This is a genomic window from Pseudomonas sp. HMWF032 (genome assembly GCF_003060885.1).
Taxonomy (GTDB): domain Bacteria; phylum Pseudomonadota; class Gammaproteobacteria; order Pseudomonadales; family Pseudomonadaceae; genus Aquipseudomonas.
Map to the genome: position 1 here is coordinate 845920 of NZ_QAIG01000005.1, position 15886 is coordinate 861805.

Here is a 15886-nt window from a genome sequence, read left to right on the forward strand (position 1 = left end):
GCGACTACGCGACTACGCGACTACGCGACTACGCGCTTAGCTGTGCGGTTCTTTGGCAGCCGCCCGCCAGAGCACTTCATCGATGCCCTGGCGTTTGGCGATCAGCCGTGCGGCAACAAATAGCAGGTCGGACAGTCGGTTGACGTAGGCCAGGCCTACGCCGCGAATCGGCTCCAGCGCATTCAGGTGTTGGCAGCGACGTTCGGCGCTACGTGCCAGGCTGCGGCACACGTGAGCCTGAGCGATCAGGCGTGAGCCGCCGGGCAGAATGAAATTCTCCAGCGGGCCGACTTCTTCGTTCCAGCGGTCGATGGCGGCTTCCAGGCGTTCAATTTCCGGGGCTTGCAGGGCCTGGTAGTCGGGCATCGCCAGTTCTCCGCCGAGGTCGAACAGGCGGTGCTGACAGGGTGCGAGCACCTCGATGATCTCGCTCAGCCCCGGCCATGCGCCAACGTGCTCGGTCATATCGGCCAGCAGCAGGCCGATATGGCTGTTCAGTGTATCCACTTCGCCCATGGCATCGACCCGAGGATGATCCTTGGTCACGCGGCGGCCGTCGGCCAGACCGGTTTCTCCGGCATCGCCGGTGCGGGTGTAAATTTTTGAAAGGCGGTAACCCATGTTTAGAGACCTGTGTCGGGGTGGCTGGTAGTCAGTGGCAGGCGCAGGGTGAAGCAGGTGCCTTGACCGGGCTTGGATTGCACCTCCATCTGCCCTTTATGGTTGTTGGTGATGATGAAGTAGGACACCGACAGGCCGAGTCCGGTGCCCTGACCGACCTCCTTGGTGGTGAAGAATGGTTCGAAGATGCGTTTGCGCACCAGCTCGGACATCCCGACACCGTTGTCCTCCACCTGGATTTCCACCCAGGGTGTTACCTGGCGTACGCGTAGGGTGATCTGCCCGGGCTGGCGGTTTTCGGTGCGCTGATGGATGGCCTGCGCGGCGTTCTTCAGCAGGTTGAGCAGCACCTGCTCCAACTCGTTGGCGGTTGCCGGTACCGTGGGCAGGTTCTCGGCAAAGTCACGCTCAATGGTCAGGCTCTTGAAGTCGAAACTCTCGGTCAGGTCGAAGTCGTTGCTGGCAATTTCCACTGCCTGATCAATCAAGGCTGGGAGGTTGCAGGGGGCCAGCTGGCGATCGCTGCGGCGGCTGAAGTTGAGCATGTGGCTGACGATTTTCGCTGCTCGGGTGCCGGCCTGCTGAATGCCGTCGAGCAAGCGTGGAATTTCCCGAGCGTTGAGGTAGCGGTCGATGGCTTGCAGGCTGATACCAGCCTGTTCGGCCTGCTCACGGTTCTTGTCCAGTTCGGGGGACAGGCGCCGGCGAATGTTCTGTACGTTGTGCAGGATCGCTCCCAGCGGGTTGTTGATTTCGTGTGCCATGCCCGCGGCAAGGCCGCCAACCGAGAGCATTTTTTCCGATTGCACCATCATATCTTCCAGATTCAGGCGCTGAGTAATATCGTCGATACGGATGACCACGCCGCGCCCACTGCTGCCCGTCAGCGGGTAAAAAGTCAGGGCAAAGTGGCGTTGTTGCTCGGGTTTACCCCAGGTCACGCGTTCGATCTTTTCTACATGGTGTTTTTCCACGGCGCGCTGCAGCTGTGTGATGAAGGGCTTGAGCGGTGGAAAGGCAAGAAAGATCGGTTGGTTAAGGGCTTCGTCCAGGCGCGTCCCCGAGAGGCTGCTGGCCTCCTGGTTCCACTGGGTGACATAGAGCTGCTCGTCGAGAGCGATCAGTGCCGAGGGCATGGAGTCGATGATGCTGTTGAGGTACTTCTGAAAGCCGGTGAGTTTTTTCTCGATCTTGCTGCGCACCTGCACCTCCAGTTCCAGCTTGCGGTTGGAGTGGCGGGTTTCCTCGGCCAGGTGCTGCGCCTGGTCGAACGCTTCCTGGGCGTCGTCACGGGCACGCTTGAGTTGCTGTTCGCGGGCTTCAATACGAATCAGCATGGTGTTAAAGGCATCAGCCAGGCTGCCGATCTCGTCGCGGTTGCCACGGCGAGCGCGCAGGGCATAGTTCTCTTCATGGGTGACTTGGCGTGACAGTTCTTCCAGGCGGCGGATGGGACGGGTAATCAGGCGCCTTATCTGGCGTGAAACCAGCAGCCAGAGCAGCACGCTGAACGCCAGAATCACCCCGCTGGCGGTCAAGGTGCCGGTGTAGAAGACCCCAGGCAATTCGCTTGACGCAACCAGCAACAAGTGGCCAGAGTGGCCGGATGGCTGTGGCAGTTCGACCAGCTGGTTGATTCGAAACTCGCTGTGGCGCCAGGTTTCTACTTCCTCGATGCGCGGCGGCAGGTTTAGTTTTTCACCGCGTTGTAACTGCGCCAGGCTGCGGCCTCGGCTGTCATAGATCACAGCCGCACGCAGAGGGGCGTAGTCATCCAGGCGTTTGAGCAGTGCTTCGGCTGCGTCGTGTGAGCTCAATGCTTGGGTGCTGAGGGGCGGGCTGGCAATCAATCGCCCGAGGGTGTGCAAGGCCTGCGGGGCCACGCTTTCCTGGGATATCCAGTAGGCCGCGCTGATAAAGGCCAGGTTGGCCACCAGCATGACGGCGGCCAGCAAGGCCAGCAGGGCGACCAGCAGTTTGCGGCCTACCGGAAGATTCTCAAGACGCTGGCGCAGGGGCATGGTTATGCATGTCGTGAAGTTGGACGTAGAGGCAGGTTAGGGGCTGATGAGGTGCGTGCGCAAGCCAGGAAACATCAGCCGCCTCAGTGGCAGGGTAGTCCACGTGCAGTGAGGTGGTTCAGTAACTGGGCGTGCAGGGCTTGCAGGTGCGGCAGGGGCAGTTGATGGCGTTGTGCGGCCTGGCAGGCATAGCCCAGCAGGTAGGCGATTTCCGTGCGCCGACCCTGGCTGGCATCCTGATGCATGGAGGAGTAGTTCATGGCCGTGGCCTGGATCACCCGTAGCACGTCGTCATACAAGCCTTCGGCGGCGTTGCTCTGGCCGCAGCGTTGCAACAGTTCGACCAGCTCGTCGGTGAGGCAGGCGAGTTGAGCGGGGTGCTCACGCAGTTGACCATTGCGGCAGTCGTGCAAGACGGTCAGCGGGTTGATCGCGCAGTTCAAGGCCAGCTTGCGCCACAGTCGGCTAAGGATGTCCAGGCTCCAGTCATGGGCTATTCCGGCCTGGTGCAGGTCTGCCAGCCAGTCGGGTGGTTGCATGTTCAGTGGGTCGCCAATCCAGGTGTGGCCGTGGCCGGCGAACACCACTTGAAAGTCGGCCTGGCGAAAGGCGCCTTCGGTGCTTGAGGCAAAGATGCAGCGTGCCTGGGGGGCTGCGCGGGCCACTTCGTCCTGGCTGCCCAAGCCATTCTGCAGCAGAAGGATATCGGCACTAGGAACCAGGCGATGGGCCAGTTGGGCCACCGCAGGTGCGGCGTCGTAGGCCTTGCAGGCGAGCAGCAGGCGCTGGATCGGCTGGCGGTGATCGGGTGTTTGCGCGGCGATGGGGTAATGCTGTGGCTGGCCCTGCTCTATCAGGGTCAGCCCGCCGGCCTGTTGATAGCCATGCAGTCGCGTCGAGTCGCGCAGGATCAGCTGCACCGGCAGGCCGGCTCGCGCCAGACGCGTCGCCCATAAGGTGCCGAGGCTGCCGGCGCCGAGGATATGCCACATGCTGAGCGAGGCTTATTGTGGCAAGGACAGGCGCAACGCGGTCACCAGTCCGGTGCTGTGTGATTCGGGCAGTATCCGGGTTGCGTGGTCGGTAATCTGGTCCGGGGTGATGGGGAGGCCTTTTGCATCAAGCCCCACCAGGCTGATACCGGCCTTGAGGCTGATAAAGCCTTCGCTGGTCTTGAAGGCCTTGAGGTTGATGCCTTCATGCAGGCGTTTGAAGCTGCTGGGTGAGCACTCATGCAGATCGGCCAGCAAGGTAATCAGGCCGAAGTGGCACTCATCCAGGCGTACCAGAACATCCAGCGGCCGCACCAGTTGTTGCAGGCGCCGGGCCACGCCGGTCAGCAGTTCGTTGTAGAAGGCATCGCCATGCCGCTGGTGCAGCTCATGCATGTCCTGTAGGCCAATCAGCAGGTAGCAGAGCGCGCCGCCACGGGATTCAACCTGGCGCAGGCTGTCGAGCATCTTCTGGTGCAGGTAGCGGTTGTTGCCCAGGCCGGTGAGCGGATCGATCAGGTTGCGCTTTTCCAGGCTGGCGATGTTTTCGGTGAGCAGGCGGTTTTCCTGCAACAGGCGTTGCAGGGTGTTGCACAGGCGATCGGCGGCGAAGATGCGCGGCACCAGTTGTTCGTTCATCGCGGCCTTGCTGATGAAGTCATCGACACCGCTGTCGAAGGCTTCACCCAAGACGTTTTCGCCTTCCTTGCCGGTGAGCAGGATGACGTAGGTGTAGTGATGAGCCATTTCGTCGAACTGGCGTACTTTCACGGTCAGCTCCAGGCCGTTCATCTCCGGCATCAGCCAGTCGGCGAGCAGCACACTGGCCGGGCGCTGCTCCAGCAGGCTGATGGCTTCGGCGGCGCTGCTGGCAAAACGCAGATCCTGATAGCCCGCCTGGGTCAGGACGCGCCCGATCATGGCGCTGGAGAACTTGGCGTCATCGACGACCAAAATGCTCAGGTGGGGGTTCGGCATGTGCAGGCTCGCTAGGGTAAATCACAAGGACCCGCGACTTCGCCGGGCAGTGTTTGTTGCTCCCGCTATATAATGGCCGGGTTTTTTTATCGTCAAGCCAGGCGTGTCCCATTCGTGATGCAGGGCGCGCCGTCTATCTGGAGCAAACCCATGCCTTCGTTCGACGTGGTGTCCGAGCTGGACAAACATGAAGTTACCAACGCCATCGATAACGCCATCAAAGAGCTGGAACGTCGCTATGACCTGCGTGGTAAAGGTAGCTTTGAGCTGAAAGAGCTGACTGTCAACCTGACGGCCGATGCGGATTTTCAGTTAGAACAGCTGATCGAGATTCTCAAGCTGGCGCTGGTCAAGCGCAAGATCGATGTGCAATGTCTGGAGTTCAAGGACGCCTATGCGTCGGGCAAGAGCGTCAAGCAGGAGGTGATTCTGCGCGAGGGCATCGAGAAAGAGCTGGCGAAGAAGATCGTCGCTCATATCAAAGACAGCAAGCTCAAGGTCCAGGCTGCTATCCAGGGTGAGCAGGTGCGTATTACTGGCAAGAAGCGCGATGATCTGCAAGAAGCAATCGCCTCGCTGCGCGCCAAGGAATTCGGCATGCCGCTGCAGTTCAACAACTTCCGCGATTAAACCCTTGTCGCCACATGGCGTCGCACACGGCTCGATGCGTCTGACCGTCATGGCTTGCCATGGCGGTTGCCTTTAAAGCTGAGGAAAAAGGAGCACCCATGGAAATGAATGTCGAGCAATTGGCCAAGGTGTCGGAGGCCTGGCTGCCTGTGGTACTGGAGTACAGCGGTAAGCTTGCGCTGGCGCTGATTACTTTTCTGATCGGTTGGTGGCTGGTCGGTAAGCTGACCACCAGCATTGGCCGTTTGCTGTCTCTGCGTCAGGTAGATCGCGCCCTCGGCAGCTTTATCGGCAGCTTGGTCAGTATCGTCCTCAAAGTCTTGCTGATGATCAGTGTGGCGTCGATGGTGGGGGTTGAAACCACCTCGTTTATCGCCATGATCGGTGCGGCAGGCCTGGCGATTGGTCTGGCGCTGCAGGGCAGTCTGGCTAACTTTGCCGGAGGCGTGCTGATCATGCTGTTCCGGCCGTTCCGTGCCGGGGACTGGATTGAGGCACAGGGCGTGGCGGGAAGCGTCGACAGCATCCAGATTTTCCATACCACGCTGAAAACGGCGGACAACAAGGTCGTGATCGTACCCAACGGCAGTCTGTCAAACGGCCACATCACCAACTACTCCCGCGAAGCGTTCCGTCGCGTGGATATCAACCTGGGCATCGACTACGCCAGTGATATCAAGCAGGCCCGTGAGGTTCTCTTGACGATTGCCGCCGACCCGCGGGTGCAGCGTGATCCCGAGCCAGTGGTGCTGGTGACCGGGCTGGGTGAGAGTGCCATCAACCTGTCGTTGCGTGTCTGGGTCGCCACTGCGGATTTCTGGCCGGTGACGTTTACGTTTACCGAGTTGGCCAAGGAGCGCTTAACCGAGGCGGGTATTGGTATTCCGTTCCCGCAACGGGTGGTGCATCTGGTGCAGCAGGCGGGTTGAACCGCCTGGTAAAAAGCCCCGCTCAGGCGGGGCTTTTTTATGCCTGTTCGGCCGAGCTGAGTGGCTCCGGCGGGACAGGCTGGGTGCGTTCTCGTCGCCACTGCAACAGGATCAGGATCAGTGTCGGTACGCCAAGCAGGGCTGTGGCCAGGAAGAATTCAGCGTAACCGAGCTTCTCCACCATCACGCCAGAGTATCCACCGATCAGTCGCGGTAGCAGCAGCATGATTGAGCTGAGCAGGGCGTATTGGGTGGCGGAGAACTTGAGGTTGGTCAGGCTCGACAGGTAGGCAACGAAGGCGGCTGTGGCCAGCCCGGCACTGAAGTTATCGGCAGAGATGGTCAGAATCAGCATCTGCACATCAGGCCCCATGCCAGCGAGCATGAGGAACAGCAGGTTGGTGGCGGCAGACGCCGCACCGCCGATGAACAGAATGGGCAAAATGCCAAAACGCACGATCAGCAAGCCGCCGATACCTGCACCAACCAAGGTCATGACCAGGCCGAAGAGTTTGCTGACGCTGGCGATCTGGTCCTTGGTAAAGCCCTGATCGATGTAGAACACGTTGGCCATCACGCCCATTACCGTGTCTGACATGCGGTAGGTGGCGATCAGCCCCAGCAGCAGAAAGGCCTGCCAGCGGTAACGCACAATGAAATCGTTGACAGGCGTGAGCACCGGCGCCAGACCGCGGCGACCCATGGACGACAGGCACAGCGCCGTCAGGATGGTGTACAGCAGGGCGCGCAAAAAGGCGCGATCCTCCAGCAGCAGGTTGAGCAGAGTCGCTTCACCATTGATGAGGCTGGCAAAGTCGGTGTTGTAGAACTGGGTGAACATGGCTGGTACGGAAACCAGCAAGACGATCAATACCAGTACGGACACGATCTGGTGGCTGAAGCCGTAGCGCGCGGCAGCCAGTTGGGTGCGCAATGGTACATCGGGTTCGCGCATCCACAGGCTGGTGAGCAGGCCTGGCAGCATCAGCAAGGCAAACAGCAGGTAGGTGCCAGCCCATGCGGCATGCTGGTAGAGCAAGGCGGTTGAGCCAAATCCTTCGGCGAAATACAGGGCACCCGCGGTTGCCAGCAGGGCGGCGACGCGGTAACCCGCCATGTAGCTGGCGGCAAGGGCGGCCTGTCGGGTGTCGTCAACGATTTCCAGGCGGTAGGCATCGACAGCGATGTCCTGAGTCGCAGAGGCAAACGCCACCAATACGGCCAGGGAAATCAGCCAGGTCAGGTGGGTTTGCGGGTCGCACAGGGCCATGCCGGCAAGACCAATAGCGATCAGCAGTTGCGATAGCACCAGCCAGGAGCGGCGGCGACCCAGCTTGCCGAGCAGTGGCAGGCGCCACTGGTCGAGAAGGGGTGACCAGACCCATTTAAAGGCATAGGCCAAGCCGATCAGGCTGGCGAAACCAATGGTTTCTCGCGCGACACCGGCTTCGCGCAACCAGACAGATAGGGTGGAGAACACCAGCATATAAGGCAGGCCAGCGGCGAACCCTAGAAGCAACAGCACCAATGTGGAGGGGCTGGAGTAGGCAGCAATGGCGTCGCGCCAGCTTTTACGGGGCATTGAAGGGGTATCAGCCTGAGTTTGACCTATTAAAGGGCGCACTCTAGGGGCTGTTACCGTTTTAGCGCAAGCCGCGTTGCCGCTAAAAATCTCGCCAGGCTCCGGCGCGGTCGCGATAAAACGGTAACAGCCCCTACTTGCTGTGCTCCGTTGGGCGCCAGCCATAGCGCGGCATATCCACCCTGTCGTTGTGGATTTGCACGCCTTCGTCACGCAGCCGGATGCGCTGCTCGGTGCCGCCGGGGCTGCCTGCGGGCAGGCTGATGCGCCCGTTCGCCGCAATCACGCGGTGCCAGGGCAGTGTACTGCCCTCGGGCAACTGACTGAGCGTGCGTGCGACCCAGCGCGCCGCACGCCCCAGGCCGGCATAAGTCGCCAACTGGCCATAGCTCACCACACTGCCGGCCGGCACTTGGGCCAGCACGTTATACAGTGCGCCACGCCGTGCGTCGTGGCTTGCTGTCGGACGGGCTGACGCGGCATGCTTCGCTCCCTGTTCTGGCTGGCTGTCTGGCGCTTCCATCATGTTGCTACGTTCCCTGTTGTGCTTGTTGATTACTCTGCTGTGTACGCCCGCCTGGGCGGATACGGTATGGCTGAATAATGGTGATCGGCTGACGGGGGAGATCATTCTTCTGGATGGCGGCAAGCTGGCGTTGAAAACCAAGTACGCCGGACAGGTGCTGATTGCCTGGAAGGATATCGACACCCTGCGCTCGGAGAAACCCTTGCTGGTCAGGCGTGAGGGTTTCGACAGCGAGCAGAGCAAACAATTGGAAGCCGCCGGCAAAGGCATGGTGCGTATGGTTAATGCCAGCACCCAGACCATTCCCCTGGCCAGCATCAATCGTCTTATACCGCCGCGTCCGTTGCTGCGTGACCGGGTTTGGGAGGGCAACCTGGACGCCAAGCTGGACATGAAGCGTGATGACAGCGAGACCGACGAATGGAAGCTCAAAGGTAATACTCGCGTTGAGCATGGCCGTTGGCGGCATGTGCTCAGCAGCGAGTTGGAGCGCAAGGTCAAGAATGATGTGAAGACTGCGGACAACTGGCAGCTGGAGTATGACCTTGACCGTTTTCTGACGGACCAATGGTTCTGGCGGGTCGGTGTGGAGCATGACGAGGATGAGTTTGCCTTGTTTTCGCGTCAGCGCACCTTCGGTGCAGGTCCCGGTTATCGCTTTTGGGATAACGAACTGGGACGTTTTGACATGATTACCCAGTTCAACCGCACGCAGATGCGCAGCAGTCTGGGCGAGCTGGATTTCAATACCTATTCGCTGGAGTGGGATTACAAGCGCTTGCTCTGGGGTACTCGGCTAGAGCTGTACAGCAATGCGGAGCTGCAGGTGCCTGAGATTGAACAGGTGGACTATGTGCTCGATGGCGAGGTGGGGCTGCGATATCGGCTCAACGACTGGGCGCGGTTGTCGCTGTTGTATGAGTTGGATATGGCGCGTGGTTTGGGTCAGACCTCCAGCGAGCGACGTTATCTGCTCGGAGTGGGGGTCGGTTGGTAGCGTCTCAGGGGTTCTAAGCTGAACACGTGGGGCTTCTGTCGGTCAGTGCTTGCTCTTGCGGTGTGCATACGGATAATGCGCGACCTTTCGCAAACCCGAGACAGATTCCTTTTCGTATGTTTTCCAGAACCCTGCTGTGCCTGGCCCTGAGTGCCGCGACAACCTCGGCGTTGGCCGATACCGTTTGGCTGAAGAATGGTGACCGCCTGAGCGGCAAGATCAAGTTCTACGACGGTGGCAAATTGCTGCTGGAAACGGATTACGGCGGTGCCATTGCGCTGGACTGGCGCAAGATCGCCACGCTGGAAAGTGATCAGGAACTGTTGGTCAAGGAGAGCGCGGTACACGGCGAGCGCGCCAAGTCCTTGCAGCCTGCCGAACCTGGCAAGGTCACGCTGGCCAATGGTGAGGCGCCGAAAACCATTGAGCTGGCCAGTATTCAACAGATCCTCAAGCCCAAGCCGCTGGTCGAGGATTTCATCTGGAAAGGTAATGTGGATGCCTCGCTGGATTACAAGCGCGCCGAGCGTGATACCGACGACTATGACGTCAGCCTGAAAACCCAGGCTCGTCATGGTCTGTGGCGGCACAATGGCAAGGCCGAGTACAACCGCGAGTTCCAGAACGATGTAGAAACGACCAATAACTGGAGTGCTGAGTACGCGCTGGACCGTTTCCTGACCGAACACTGGTTCTGGCAAGGTAGGCTGGAGTACAAACGTGATCACTTGGAGGACCTGCGTCGCCAGCGTACCGTGGGTAGCGGTCCGGGTTACCAGTTCTGGGATAACGAGCTGGGCGCCTTCTCCGTGGCCGGCCTGCTTAACCGCACTGACTACGAATATGCCAATGGCGAGAACGACAACTTCTATGCCGTCAGCATGAAGTGGGATTACAACCGTTATCTGGTCGGTAAGAGTGTCGAACTGTTCAGCGATGGCGAAGTGGGTAAGCCGCTGGCCAACGCCGCTGACTACACCCTGGATGCCGCTGTGGGCCTGCGCTACAAGCTGACCGACTGGGCCTCGCTGAATATGAAGGCCGAGAAAGACCTGGTCAGCGGCTCGGAAGGTGAGTTGGACGAAACCCGCTACAGCCTGGGTTTTGGCGTGGGTTGGTAAGGTCTTAGTCGCATAAAAAAGCCCCGCGTTTGCGGGGCTTTTTGTTTGTAGCTGCCGATCTTGCGATCAGAGGCGCAGGCCGCCGTCCAGTTCCAGAACACGACCGGTGTAGTAGTCGTTTTCCAGAATGTAAGCCACCGAGTGAGCGATCTCGGCGGGTTTGCCCATGCGGCGCAGCGGGATGACCGAGGTCATGCGTTCCAGCGCTTCCGGTTTCATGCTGGCAACCATTTCGGTTTCGATAAAGCCCGGTGCTACGCCCGCCACGCGGATGCCGTAACGCGCCAGTTCTTTGGCCCAGACCACGGTGTCGGCTGCCACACCGGCCTTGGCGGCGGAATAGTTGGCTTGGCCGATATTGCCGGCGCGGGAGATGGAGGAGATGTTGATGATCGCGCCTTCGTTCTTCAGTTCGATCATCTTCGCGGCCACTTCACGGGTGCAGAGGAACACGCCGGTGAGGTTGACGTCGATCACTGACTGCCACTGGGCCAGGCTCAGCTTGGTGATTTCGCCGTCCTTGACTTTGATGGTCAGGCCGTCACGCAGGATGCCGGCGTTGTTGACCAGGCCATTGATGGCGCCGAAGTCCTCGGCAACCTGGGCCACGGTCTGGATCACTTGTTCTTCATTGGCGACGTTGCACAGGTAGGCGCGCGCTTCCACGCCCAGCGCCTTACAGGCCGCGACAGCTTCGTCGAGTTTTTCCTGGTTCAGGTCGACCAGTGCCAGCTTGGCACCTTTTCCTGCCAGGTATTCGGCCATGGCGCGGCCAAGCCCTTGGCAGCCGCCGGTGATAATGATGACCTTGTCTGTAAGTTGCATTGCGATTCCCCTCAAATGGTGTCGTGGAGCCTTGTCGGCGCGGTAATCTAGGCGCCTGTCCGTTTGTGACGGATTCTATGCAAGGAGTCATAAGGTGAGCGTGAAAGCCGGCAAGCATGCCCGAGAATTGCTGCTCAAGGAATACCGGGGCGTGCTCAGCACCCATTCCAAGGCCATGCCGGGTTTCCCTTTCGGATCAGTGGTGCCCTATTGCCTGGATGCTGACGGTTATCCGCTGATTTTGATCAGTCGCATCGCTCAGCACACCCATAACCTCAAGCAGGACGGTAAATGCTCGCTGTTGGTGGGCGAGCGCGGTGCGGAAGATGTACAGGCGGTCGGCCGTCTTACTTTGCTCGCGCAAGCGCGACAATTGGATGACGAGGGGCAGATTGCGGCGGCCGCGCAGCGCTATTACCGCTATTTCCCGGATTCGCGTGGCTATCACCAGGCCCATGATTTTGATTTCTGGCGGCTGGAGCCGGTGCGCTGGCGCTATATCGGTGGTTTTGGTGCCATTCACTGGCTGGAGCAGGTGGCGTTGGCCAATCCCTTTGCTGGCGACAGTGAAATCAGCATGGCCGAGCATATGAACAGTGATCATGCCAAGGCCATCGCTCACTATGTCGAACTGGCCGGTTTGCCTGCCCACGTGCCGGCTGAGCTGGTGGGGCTGGACAGCGAAGGTTTCCACCTGCGCATCGGCCAGAGCCTGTATTGGCTGGCCTTTCCAACATCCTGTAACAGTCCGCTGGCGGTGCGCCAAGCCTTGGTGGCGCTGGCCCGCGCTGAAACCTGGCCGACCGACGGTCAGGCTTCAGCTTGAATTCAGCCTGACACCCCATACTTCCCTCTTACTGGAAGCTGATCTTCCGTTTAGGACCCCTGTGATGCGTGCTTTTCTATTTCTTTTTTTGCTGTTTCCGATCATCGAACTGGCCCTGCTGATTCAGGTCGGGAGCGCTATCGGCGTGCTGCCAACCCTGTTGCTGGTCATCGGTACGGCCATTCTCGGCAGCGTTTTGCTGCGCGTAGCTGGCGTTGCCACGGCCTGGCGGGCACGGGAAAAGCTGGCGCGCGGTGAGCTGCCTGAGCAGGAGATGCTTGAAGGCCTGCTGATCGCCGTCGGCGGTGGTCTGTTGTTGCTGCCGGGCTTTATCAGCGACATCTTCGGCGTGCTCTGCCTGATTCCCTTCACCCGTCGCCTGCTGGTCAACAAGGTGCGCCTGCGGGCCGCCGAGCAGGCCATGCGCCAGCGCGCCTTTTTCGACGACCAGGCCGCGCGCTCCGGGCAAGTTCGCCCCAATGTGCTGGAAGGCGAATACGAACGCCGTGACTGACCCTGCAGGCCTCATTTGGGCGGCATTGATCGCAAAAATAATCATCCGCCACCCTTGAAATCCCCTTTTACGCCCTTATGTAGCGGACACCGCAAGGTTTTCTGTCATTCAGACAGATCAGACTTCAGCGCTACGCCTGGCGCAGCGCTACCGGCCCCGCCGGACTTTGCTAACCCGCCGGTGACTGCACCGGCCGAAAAACCACCTATAGGGAGAGATCGACAATGAAGCTTCGTCCTCTGCATGACCGCGTCGTAATCCGTCGCAGCGAAGAAGAAAAGAAAACCGCAGGCGGCATCGTGCTGCCAGGTTCCGCTGCCGAGAAGCCGAATCAGGGCGAGATCGTGGCGGTAGGCACCGGCCGCGTGCTGGACAGCGGTGAAGTGCGTGCTCTGGCCGTTAAAGTCGGTGACAAAGTGGTGTTTGGCCCTTACTCCGGCAGCAACACCATCAAGGTTGACGGTGAAGACCTGCTGGTAATGAGCGAGAGCGAAATCCTCGCTGTCGTTGAAGGTTGATTTCAGCGCTCTGTCGCTACGAATTCCGCTCTATCTGAACGAATCAAGGAATAACCATCATGGCTGCTAAAGAAGTTAAATTCGGCGATTCCGCCCGCAAGAAAATGCTCACCGGTGTCAACGTTCTGGCTGACGCGGTAAAAGCGACCCTCGGCCCGAAAGGCCGCAACGTGGTGATCGAGAAGAGCTACGGTGCTCCGCTGATCACCAAAGACGGTGTTTCCGTTGCAAAAGAGATCGAGCTGAAAGATCGCTTTGAGAACATGGGTGCGCAGCTGGTCAAGGACGTTGCCTCCCGTGCTAACGACGACGCCGGTGACGGCACTACCACCGCCACCGTTCTGGCTCAAGCCATCGTCAACGAAGGCCTGAAAGCCGTCGCTGCCGGCATGAACCCGATGGACCTCAAGCGCGGCATCGACAAGGCGACCATCGCCATCGTCAAAGAAATCAAAGCCCTGTCCAAGCCTTGTGCGGACACCAAGGCGATTGCCCAGGTTGGCACCATTTCCGCCAACTCTGACAACTCCATCGGCGACATCATTGCTGAAGCCATGGAAAAAGTCGGCAAAGAAGGCGTGATCACCGTTGAAGAAGGCTCTGGCCTGGAAAACGAACTGTCGGTTGTTGAAGGCATGCAGTTCGACCGTGGCTACCTGTCGCCGTACTTCATCAATAAGCCGGACACCATGGTCGCCGAACTCGACGGCCCGCTGATCCTGCTGGTTGACAAGAAGATCTCCAACATCCGTGAACTGCTGCCGGTTCTGGAAGCTGTTGCCAAGTCCGGCCGTCCGCTGCTGATCGTCGCGGAAGACGTTGAAGGCGAAGCCCTGGCGACGCTGGTTGTGAACAATATGCGTGGCATCGTTAAAGTCGCTGCCGTCAAGGCACCGGGCTTCGGCGACCGTCGCAAGGCCATGCTGCAGGACATCGCCATCCTGACTGGCGGTACCGTGATCTCCGAAGAAGTAGGCCTGAGCCTGGAGAGCGCGACCCTGGAGCACCTGGGTAACGCCAAGCGTGTGATCCTGAGCAAGGAAAACACCACCGTTATCGACGGCGCTGGCGCGCAGGTTGATATTGAGGCTCGCGTTGCGCAGATCCGCAAGCAGGTTGAAGACACCACCTCCGACTACGACAAAGAGAAGCTGCAAGAGCGTCTGGCCAAACTGGCTGGCGGTGTTGCCGTGATCAAGGTCGGTGCTGGCACCGAAGTGGAAATGAAAGAGAAGAAAGCCCGCGTTGAAGACGCCCTGCACGCCACCCGTGCAGCCGTTGAAGAAGGCGTGGTACCTGGCGGTGGTGTGGCGCTGGTGCGTTCGCTGCAAGCCATCAGCGAACTGAAAGGCGACAACGCCGATCAGGACGTGGGTATCGCGCTGCTGCGTCGTGCGGTTGAAGCACCGCTGCGTCAGATCGTGGCCAACGCTGGCGGCGAGCCAAGCGTTGTAGTCGACAAGGTCAAGCAGGGTTCGGGCAACTACGGCTTCAACGCCGCCACCGACACCTACGGCGACATGATCGAGATGGGTATTCTCGACCCGGCCAAAGTGACCCGTACTGCGCTGCAGGCTGCTGCCTCCATCGCCAGCCTGATGATCACCACCGAAGCGATGATCGCTGAAGTGGCTGAAGACAAACCAGCTGCTGGCGGTATGCCAGACATGGGTGGCATGGGTGGCATGGGCGGCATGATGTAAGCCAGCCCAGCTCTCACAGCCCATCGCTAGATGGGCTGTACGCTGTAAAGAAAACCCCGTGCCTGTCACGGGGTTTTCATTTTTCTCGGCTATAAACAGTCCCCTCGGCAAAGCGGTACGCCAATTGCTTTGTATGGCGCGTGCTCCCGGACTGGAGCCTGTCAATTGGCACCGTGCTGCTATTCAGCATTGTTGCTGCTCATTTTGACCTCACCTGGATGTGCTCTACCGTGCGGCTTGCGCGCTGGTAGTGGTCGAGATACCGGTGGTTGGTCGCTTCAAAACCATTGCTTCTAGCCTGTCTGTTGCTGATGCAACTGGGCAATAAAGTGACCCCAGGGTTGTTACCGCTGTACCTGGCCAATCCTTGGTTAGGCTCAGTATTGAACCAACGCGTCTGGGTAGGTTCGAAGTCTGGCTGTCGAGCACTATGTGAGTGGATCAGGACGATCCTGAAGGGGGCGTGAATATGACCGTCGGTCGCATAGAGCGTCGTAGCGGTTGTCCATGATCTAGGGTGAGAACAAAGCGTTTGGCAGCGCTATCAAGAGGTTGCAGTGATGAAGCTAGAAATCGCACGAGGTTTGTTTCTGGCCACCGCGCTCAGCGTGGCCTCGCTCGCGGCGGCGGCCTGGCAGGAAGCCAGCCCCCAGGTCATCACCCTGAACGAGCAATTGGGTTATTGCCCATTGCCACCTCAGGCGCGAGCGGCCGAGGTGGTCCGCCCGGATCAGGATTTGCTGCTGTTTATGTTCAGCCTGTCCCAGGGTGTGCGTTCGCAAGGCTAGGCGCTTTGCGGGGGGTGTAGCGCGGCGCGAAAAATTGTGGCCTGACGCGCGATAAATGCCGTATGGCTGCTTTAGCCATACGGCAAAGGAATTTCATAAACGGAGATGGCTAGCGGAGGTTCTGTGGAAGGGACTTCTGCTGCGTTTGGTAAAACTCAGCTACCAACGCGCTACGAGTTACATCATCCGCGTTGAGGTAGAACCAGCGCAGAAACTCTAGTTCTGACGCCTCTGGCAGCATATCTCGCTCTGCCTTCCAGCCGATTTTTGTAGTGCTATCAACAGGGTTTCCCATAGTGGGTTCATCCTTATCAG

At 59.5% G+C, this 15886-nt stretch carries 15 protein-coding genes and 1 pseudogene; 9 read left to right on the top strand and 7 right to left on the bottom strand.

Annotation, left to right across the window (positions count from 1 at the left end):
• Window positions 1–36 precede the first annotated feature (36 nt).
• The 4 genes and pseudogenes from DBR00_RS06685 to DBR00_RS06700 all read right to left on the bottom strand — a co-directional run.
• The gene (locus DBR00_RS06685; RefSeq protein ID WP_108486209.1) at window positions 37–621 is read right to left on the bottom strand and encodes a cob(I)yrinic acid a,c-diamide adenosyltransferase; all 585 of its coding nucleotides are present in this window, start codon (window positions 619–621) and stop codon (window positions 37–39) included.
• Window positions 622–623: 2 nt separating this feature from the next.
• On the bottom strand, window positions 624–2642 hold the full coding sequence (locus tag DBR00_RS06690) for an ATP-binding protein (RefSeq protein WP_108486208.1): 2019 nt from the start codon (window positions 2640–2642) through the stop codon (window positions 624–626).
• Between the two features lie 83 nt (window positions 2643–2725).
• On the bottom strand, window positions 2726–3634 hold the full coding sequence (locus DBR00_RS06695; RefSeq protein WP_108486207.1) for a putative 2-dehydropantoate 2-reductase: 909 nt from the start codon (window positions 3632–3634) through the stop codon (window positions 2726–2728).
• A 110-nt stretch (window positions 3635–3744) separates the two neighbouring features.
• Window positions 3745–4624: pseudogene (locus DBR00_RS06700) on the bottom strand (response regulator); the annotation flags it as partial.
• A 138-nt stretch (window positions 4625–4762) separates the two neighbouring features.
• Here DBR00_RS06700 and DBR00_RS06705 point away from each other — a divergent pair.
• Window positions 4763–5242 (top strand): YajQ family cyclic di-GMP-binding protein, encoded by a 480-nt coding sequence (locus DBR00_RS06705; protein ID WP_108486205.1) that lies wholly within the window; start codon window positions 4763–4765, stop codon window positions 5240–5242.
• A 98-nt stretch (window positions 5243–5340) separates the two neighbouring features.
• Complete coding sequence (locus DBR00_RS06710) at window positions 5341–6171, top strand: mechanosensitive ion channel family protein (protein WP_108486204.1); 831 nt, start codon at window positions 5341–5343, stop codon at window positions 6169–6171.
• 37 nt (window positions 6172–6208) lie between these two features.
• Here DBR00_RS06710 and DBR00_RS06715 read toward each other — a convergent pair whose 3' ends face one another.
• Together DBR00_RS06715 and DBR00_RS06720 are read right to left on the bottom strand one after the other, a co-directional pair.
• On the bottom strand, window positions 6209–7753 hold the full coding sequence (locus DBR00_RS06715; protein WP_108486203.1) for an AmpG family muropeptide MFS transporter: 1545 nt from the start codon (window positions 7751–7753) through the stop codon (window positions 6209–6211).
• A gap of 133 nt (window positions 7754–7886) precedes the next feature.
• Window positions 7887–8279, bottom strand: coding sequence for an MGMT family protein (locus DBR00_RS06720; RefSeq protein ID WP_108486202.1), 393 nt, complete (start codon window positions 8277–8279; stop codon window positions 7887–7889).
• On the opposite strand from DBR00_RS06720, the gene DBR00_RS06725 reads away from it, so the two are divergent.
• A complete protein-coding gene (locus DBR00_RS06725; protein ID WP_108486201.1) occupies window positions 8278–9276 on the top strand; it encodes a DUF481 domain-containing protein in 999 nt (332 codons plus the stop codon). The two genes, DBR00_RS06720 and DBR00_RS06725, sit on opposite strands and share 2 nt — an antisense overlap.
• 116 nt (window positions 9277–9392) lie before the next feature.
• On the top strand, window positions 9393–10397 hold the full coding sequence (locus tag DBR00_RS06730) for a DUF481 domain-containing protein (protein ID WP_108486200.1): 1005 nt from the start codon (window positions 9393–9395) through the stop codon (window positions 10395–10397).
• A 66-nt stretch (window positions 10398–10463) separates the two neighbouring features.
• On the opposite strand, the gene DBR00_RS06735 is transcribed toward DBR00_RS06730, so the two are convergent.
• Window positions 10464–11222 carry an SDR family oxidoreductase gene (locus tag DBR00_RS06735; protein ID WP_108538029.1) on the bottom strand — a complete coding sequence of 253 codons (759 nt, stop codon included), beginning with the start codon at window positions 11220–11222 and terminating at the stop codon, window positions 10464–10466.
• Window positions 11223–11316: 94 nt separating this feature from the next.
• On the opposite strand from DBR00_RS06735, the gene DBR00_RS06740 reads away from it, so the two are divergent.
• The 5 genes from DBR00_RS06740 to DBR00_RS06760 all read left to right on the top strand — a co-directional run bounded on the left by DBR00_RS06740 (window position 11317) and on the right by DBR00_RS06760 (window position 15571).
• Window positions 11317–12048: a HugZ family protein gene (locus tag DBR00_RS06740; RefSeq protein WP_108486183.1), complete on the top strand. Its 732-nt coding sequence runs from the start codon at window positions 11317–11319 to the stop codon at window positions 12046–12048.
• A gap of 64 nt (window positions 12049–12112) precedes the next feature.
• Window positions 12113–12562 (top strand): FxsA family protein, encoded by a 450-nt coding sequence (locus tag DBR00_RS06745; RefSeq protein ID WP_108486182.1) that lies wholly within the window; start codon window positions 12113–12115, stop codon window positions 12560–12562.
• Between the two features lie 224 nt (window positions 12563–12786).
• Entirely contained in the window at window positions 12787–13080 is a 294-nt protein-coding gene (locus DBR00_RS06750) for a co-chaperone GroES (protein WP_108486181.1), read from the top strand.
• A gap of 59 nt (window positions 13081–13139) precedes the next feature.
• Window positions 13140–14783 (top strand): chaperonin GroEL, encoded by a 1644-nt coding sequence (gene groL, locus DBR00_RS06755; protein ID WP_108486180.1) that lies wholly within the window; start codon window positions 13140–13142, stop codon window positions 14781–14783.
• 560 nt (window positions 14784–15343) lie between these two features.
• A complete protein-coding gene (locus DBR00_RS06760; protein ID WP_108486179.1) occupies window positions 15344–15571 on the top strand; it encodes a hypothetical protein in 228 nt (75 codons plus the stop codon).
• Window positions 15572–15886 lie beyond the last annotated feature (315 nt).

Coding starts and splice junctions, on each gene's coding strand:
- DBR00_RS06710 (WP_108486204.1), top strand. CDS start 5,341: ATGGAAATGAATGTCGAGCAATTGGCCAAGGTGTCGGAGGCCTGGCTG.
- DBR00_RS06760 (WP_108486179.1), top strand. CDS start 15,344: ATGAAGCTAGAAATCGCACGAGGTTTGTTTCTGGCCACCGCGCTCAGC.
- DBR00_RS06690 (WP_108486208.1), bottom strand. CDS start 2,642: ATGCCCCTGCGCCAGCGTCTTGAGAATCTTCCGGTAGGCCGCAAACTG.
- DBR00_RS06745 (WP_108486182.1), top strand. CDS start 12,113: ATGCGTGCTTTTCTATTTCTTTTTTTGCTGTTTCCGATCATCGAACTG.
- DBR00_RS06725 (WP_108486201.1), top strand. CDS start 8,278: ATGTTGCTACGTTCCCTGTTGTGCTTGTTGATTACTCTGCTGTGTACG.
- DBR00_RS06695 (WP_108486207.1), bottom strand. CDS start 3,634: ATGTGGCATATCCTCGGCGCCGGCAGCCTCGGCACCTTATGGGCGACG.
- DBR00_RS06715 (WP_108486203.1), bottom strand. CDS start 7,753: ATGCCCCGTAAAAGCTGGCGCGACGCCATTGCTGCCTACTCCAGCCCC.
- DBR00_RS06735 (WP_108538029.1), bottom strand. CDS start 11,222: ATGCAACTTACAGACAAGGTCATCATTATCACCGGCGGCTGCCAAGGG.
- DBR00_RS06730 (WP_108486200.1), top strand. CDS start 9,393: ATGTTTTCCAGAACCCTGCTGTGCCTGGCCCTGAGTGCCGCGACAACC.
- groL (WP_108486180.1), top strand. CDS start 13,140: ATGGCTGCTAAAGAAGTTAAATTCGGCGATTCCGCCCGCAAGAAAATG.
- DBR00_RS06705 (WP_108486205.1), top strand. CDS start 4,763: ATGCCTTCGTTCGACGTGGTGTCCGAGCTGGACAAACATGAAGTTACC.
- DBR00_RS06720 (WP_108486202.1), bottom strand. CDS start 8,279: ATGATGGAAGCGCCAGACAGCCAGCCAGAACAGGGAGCGAAGCATGCC.
- DBR00_RS06685 (WP_108486209.1), bottom strand. CDS start 621: ATGGGTTACCGCCTTTCAAAAATTTACACCCGCACCGGCGATGCCGGA.
- DBR00_RS06750 (WP_108486181.1), top strand. CDS start 12,787: ATGAAGCTTCGTCCTCTGCATGACCGCGTCGTAATCCGTCGCAGCGAA.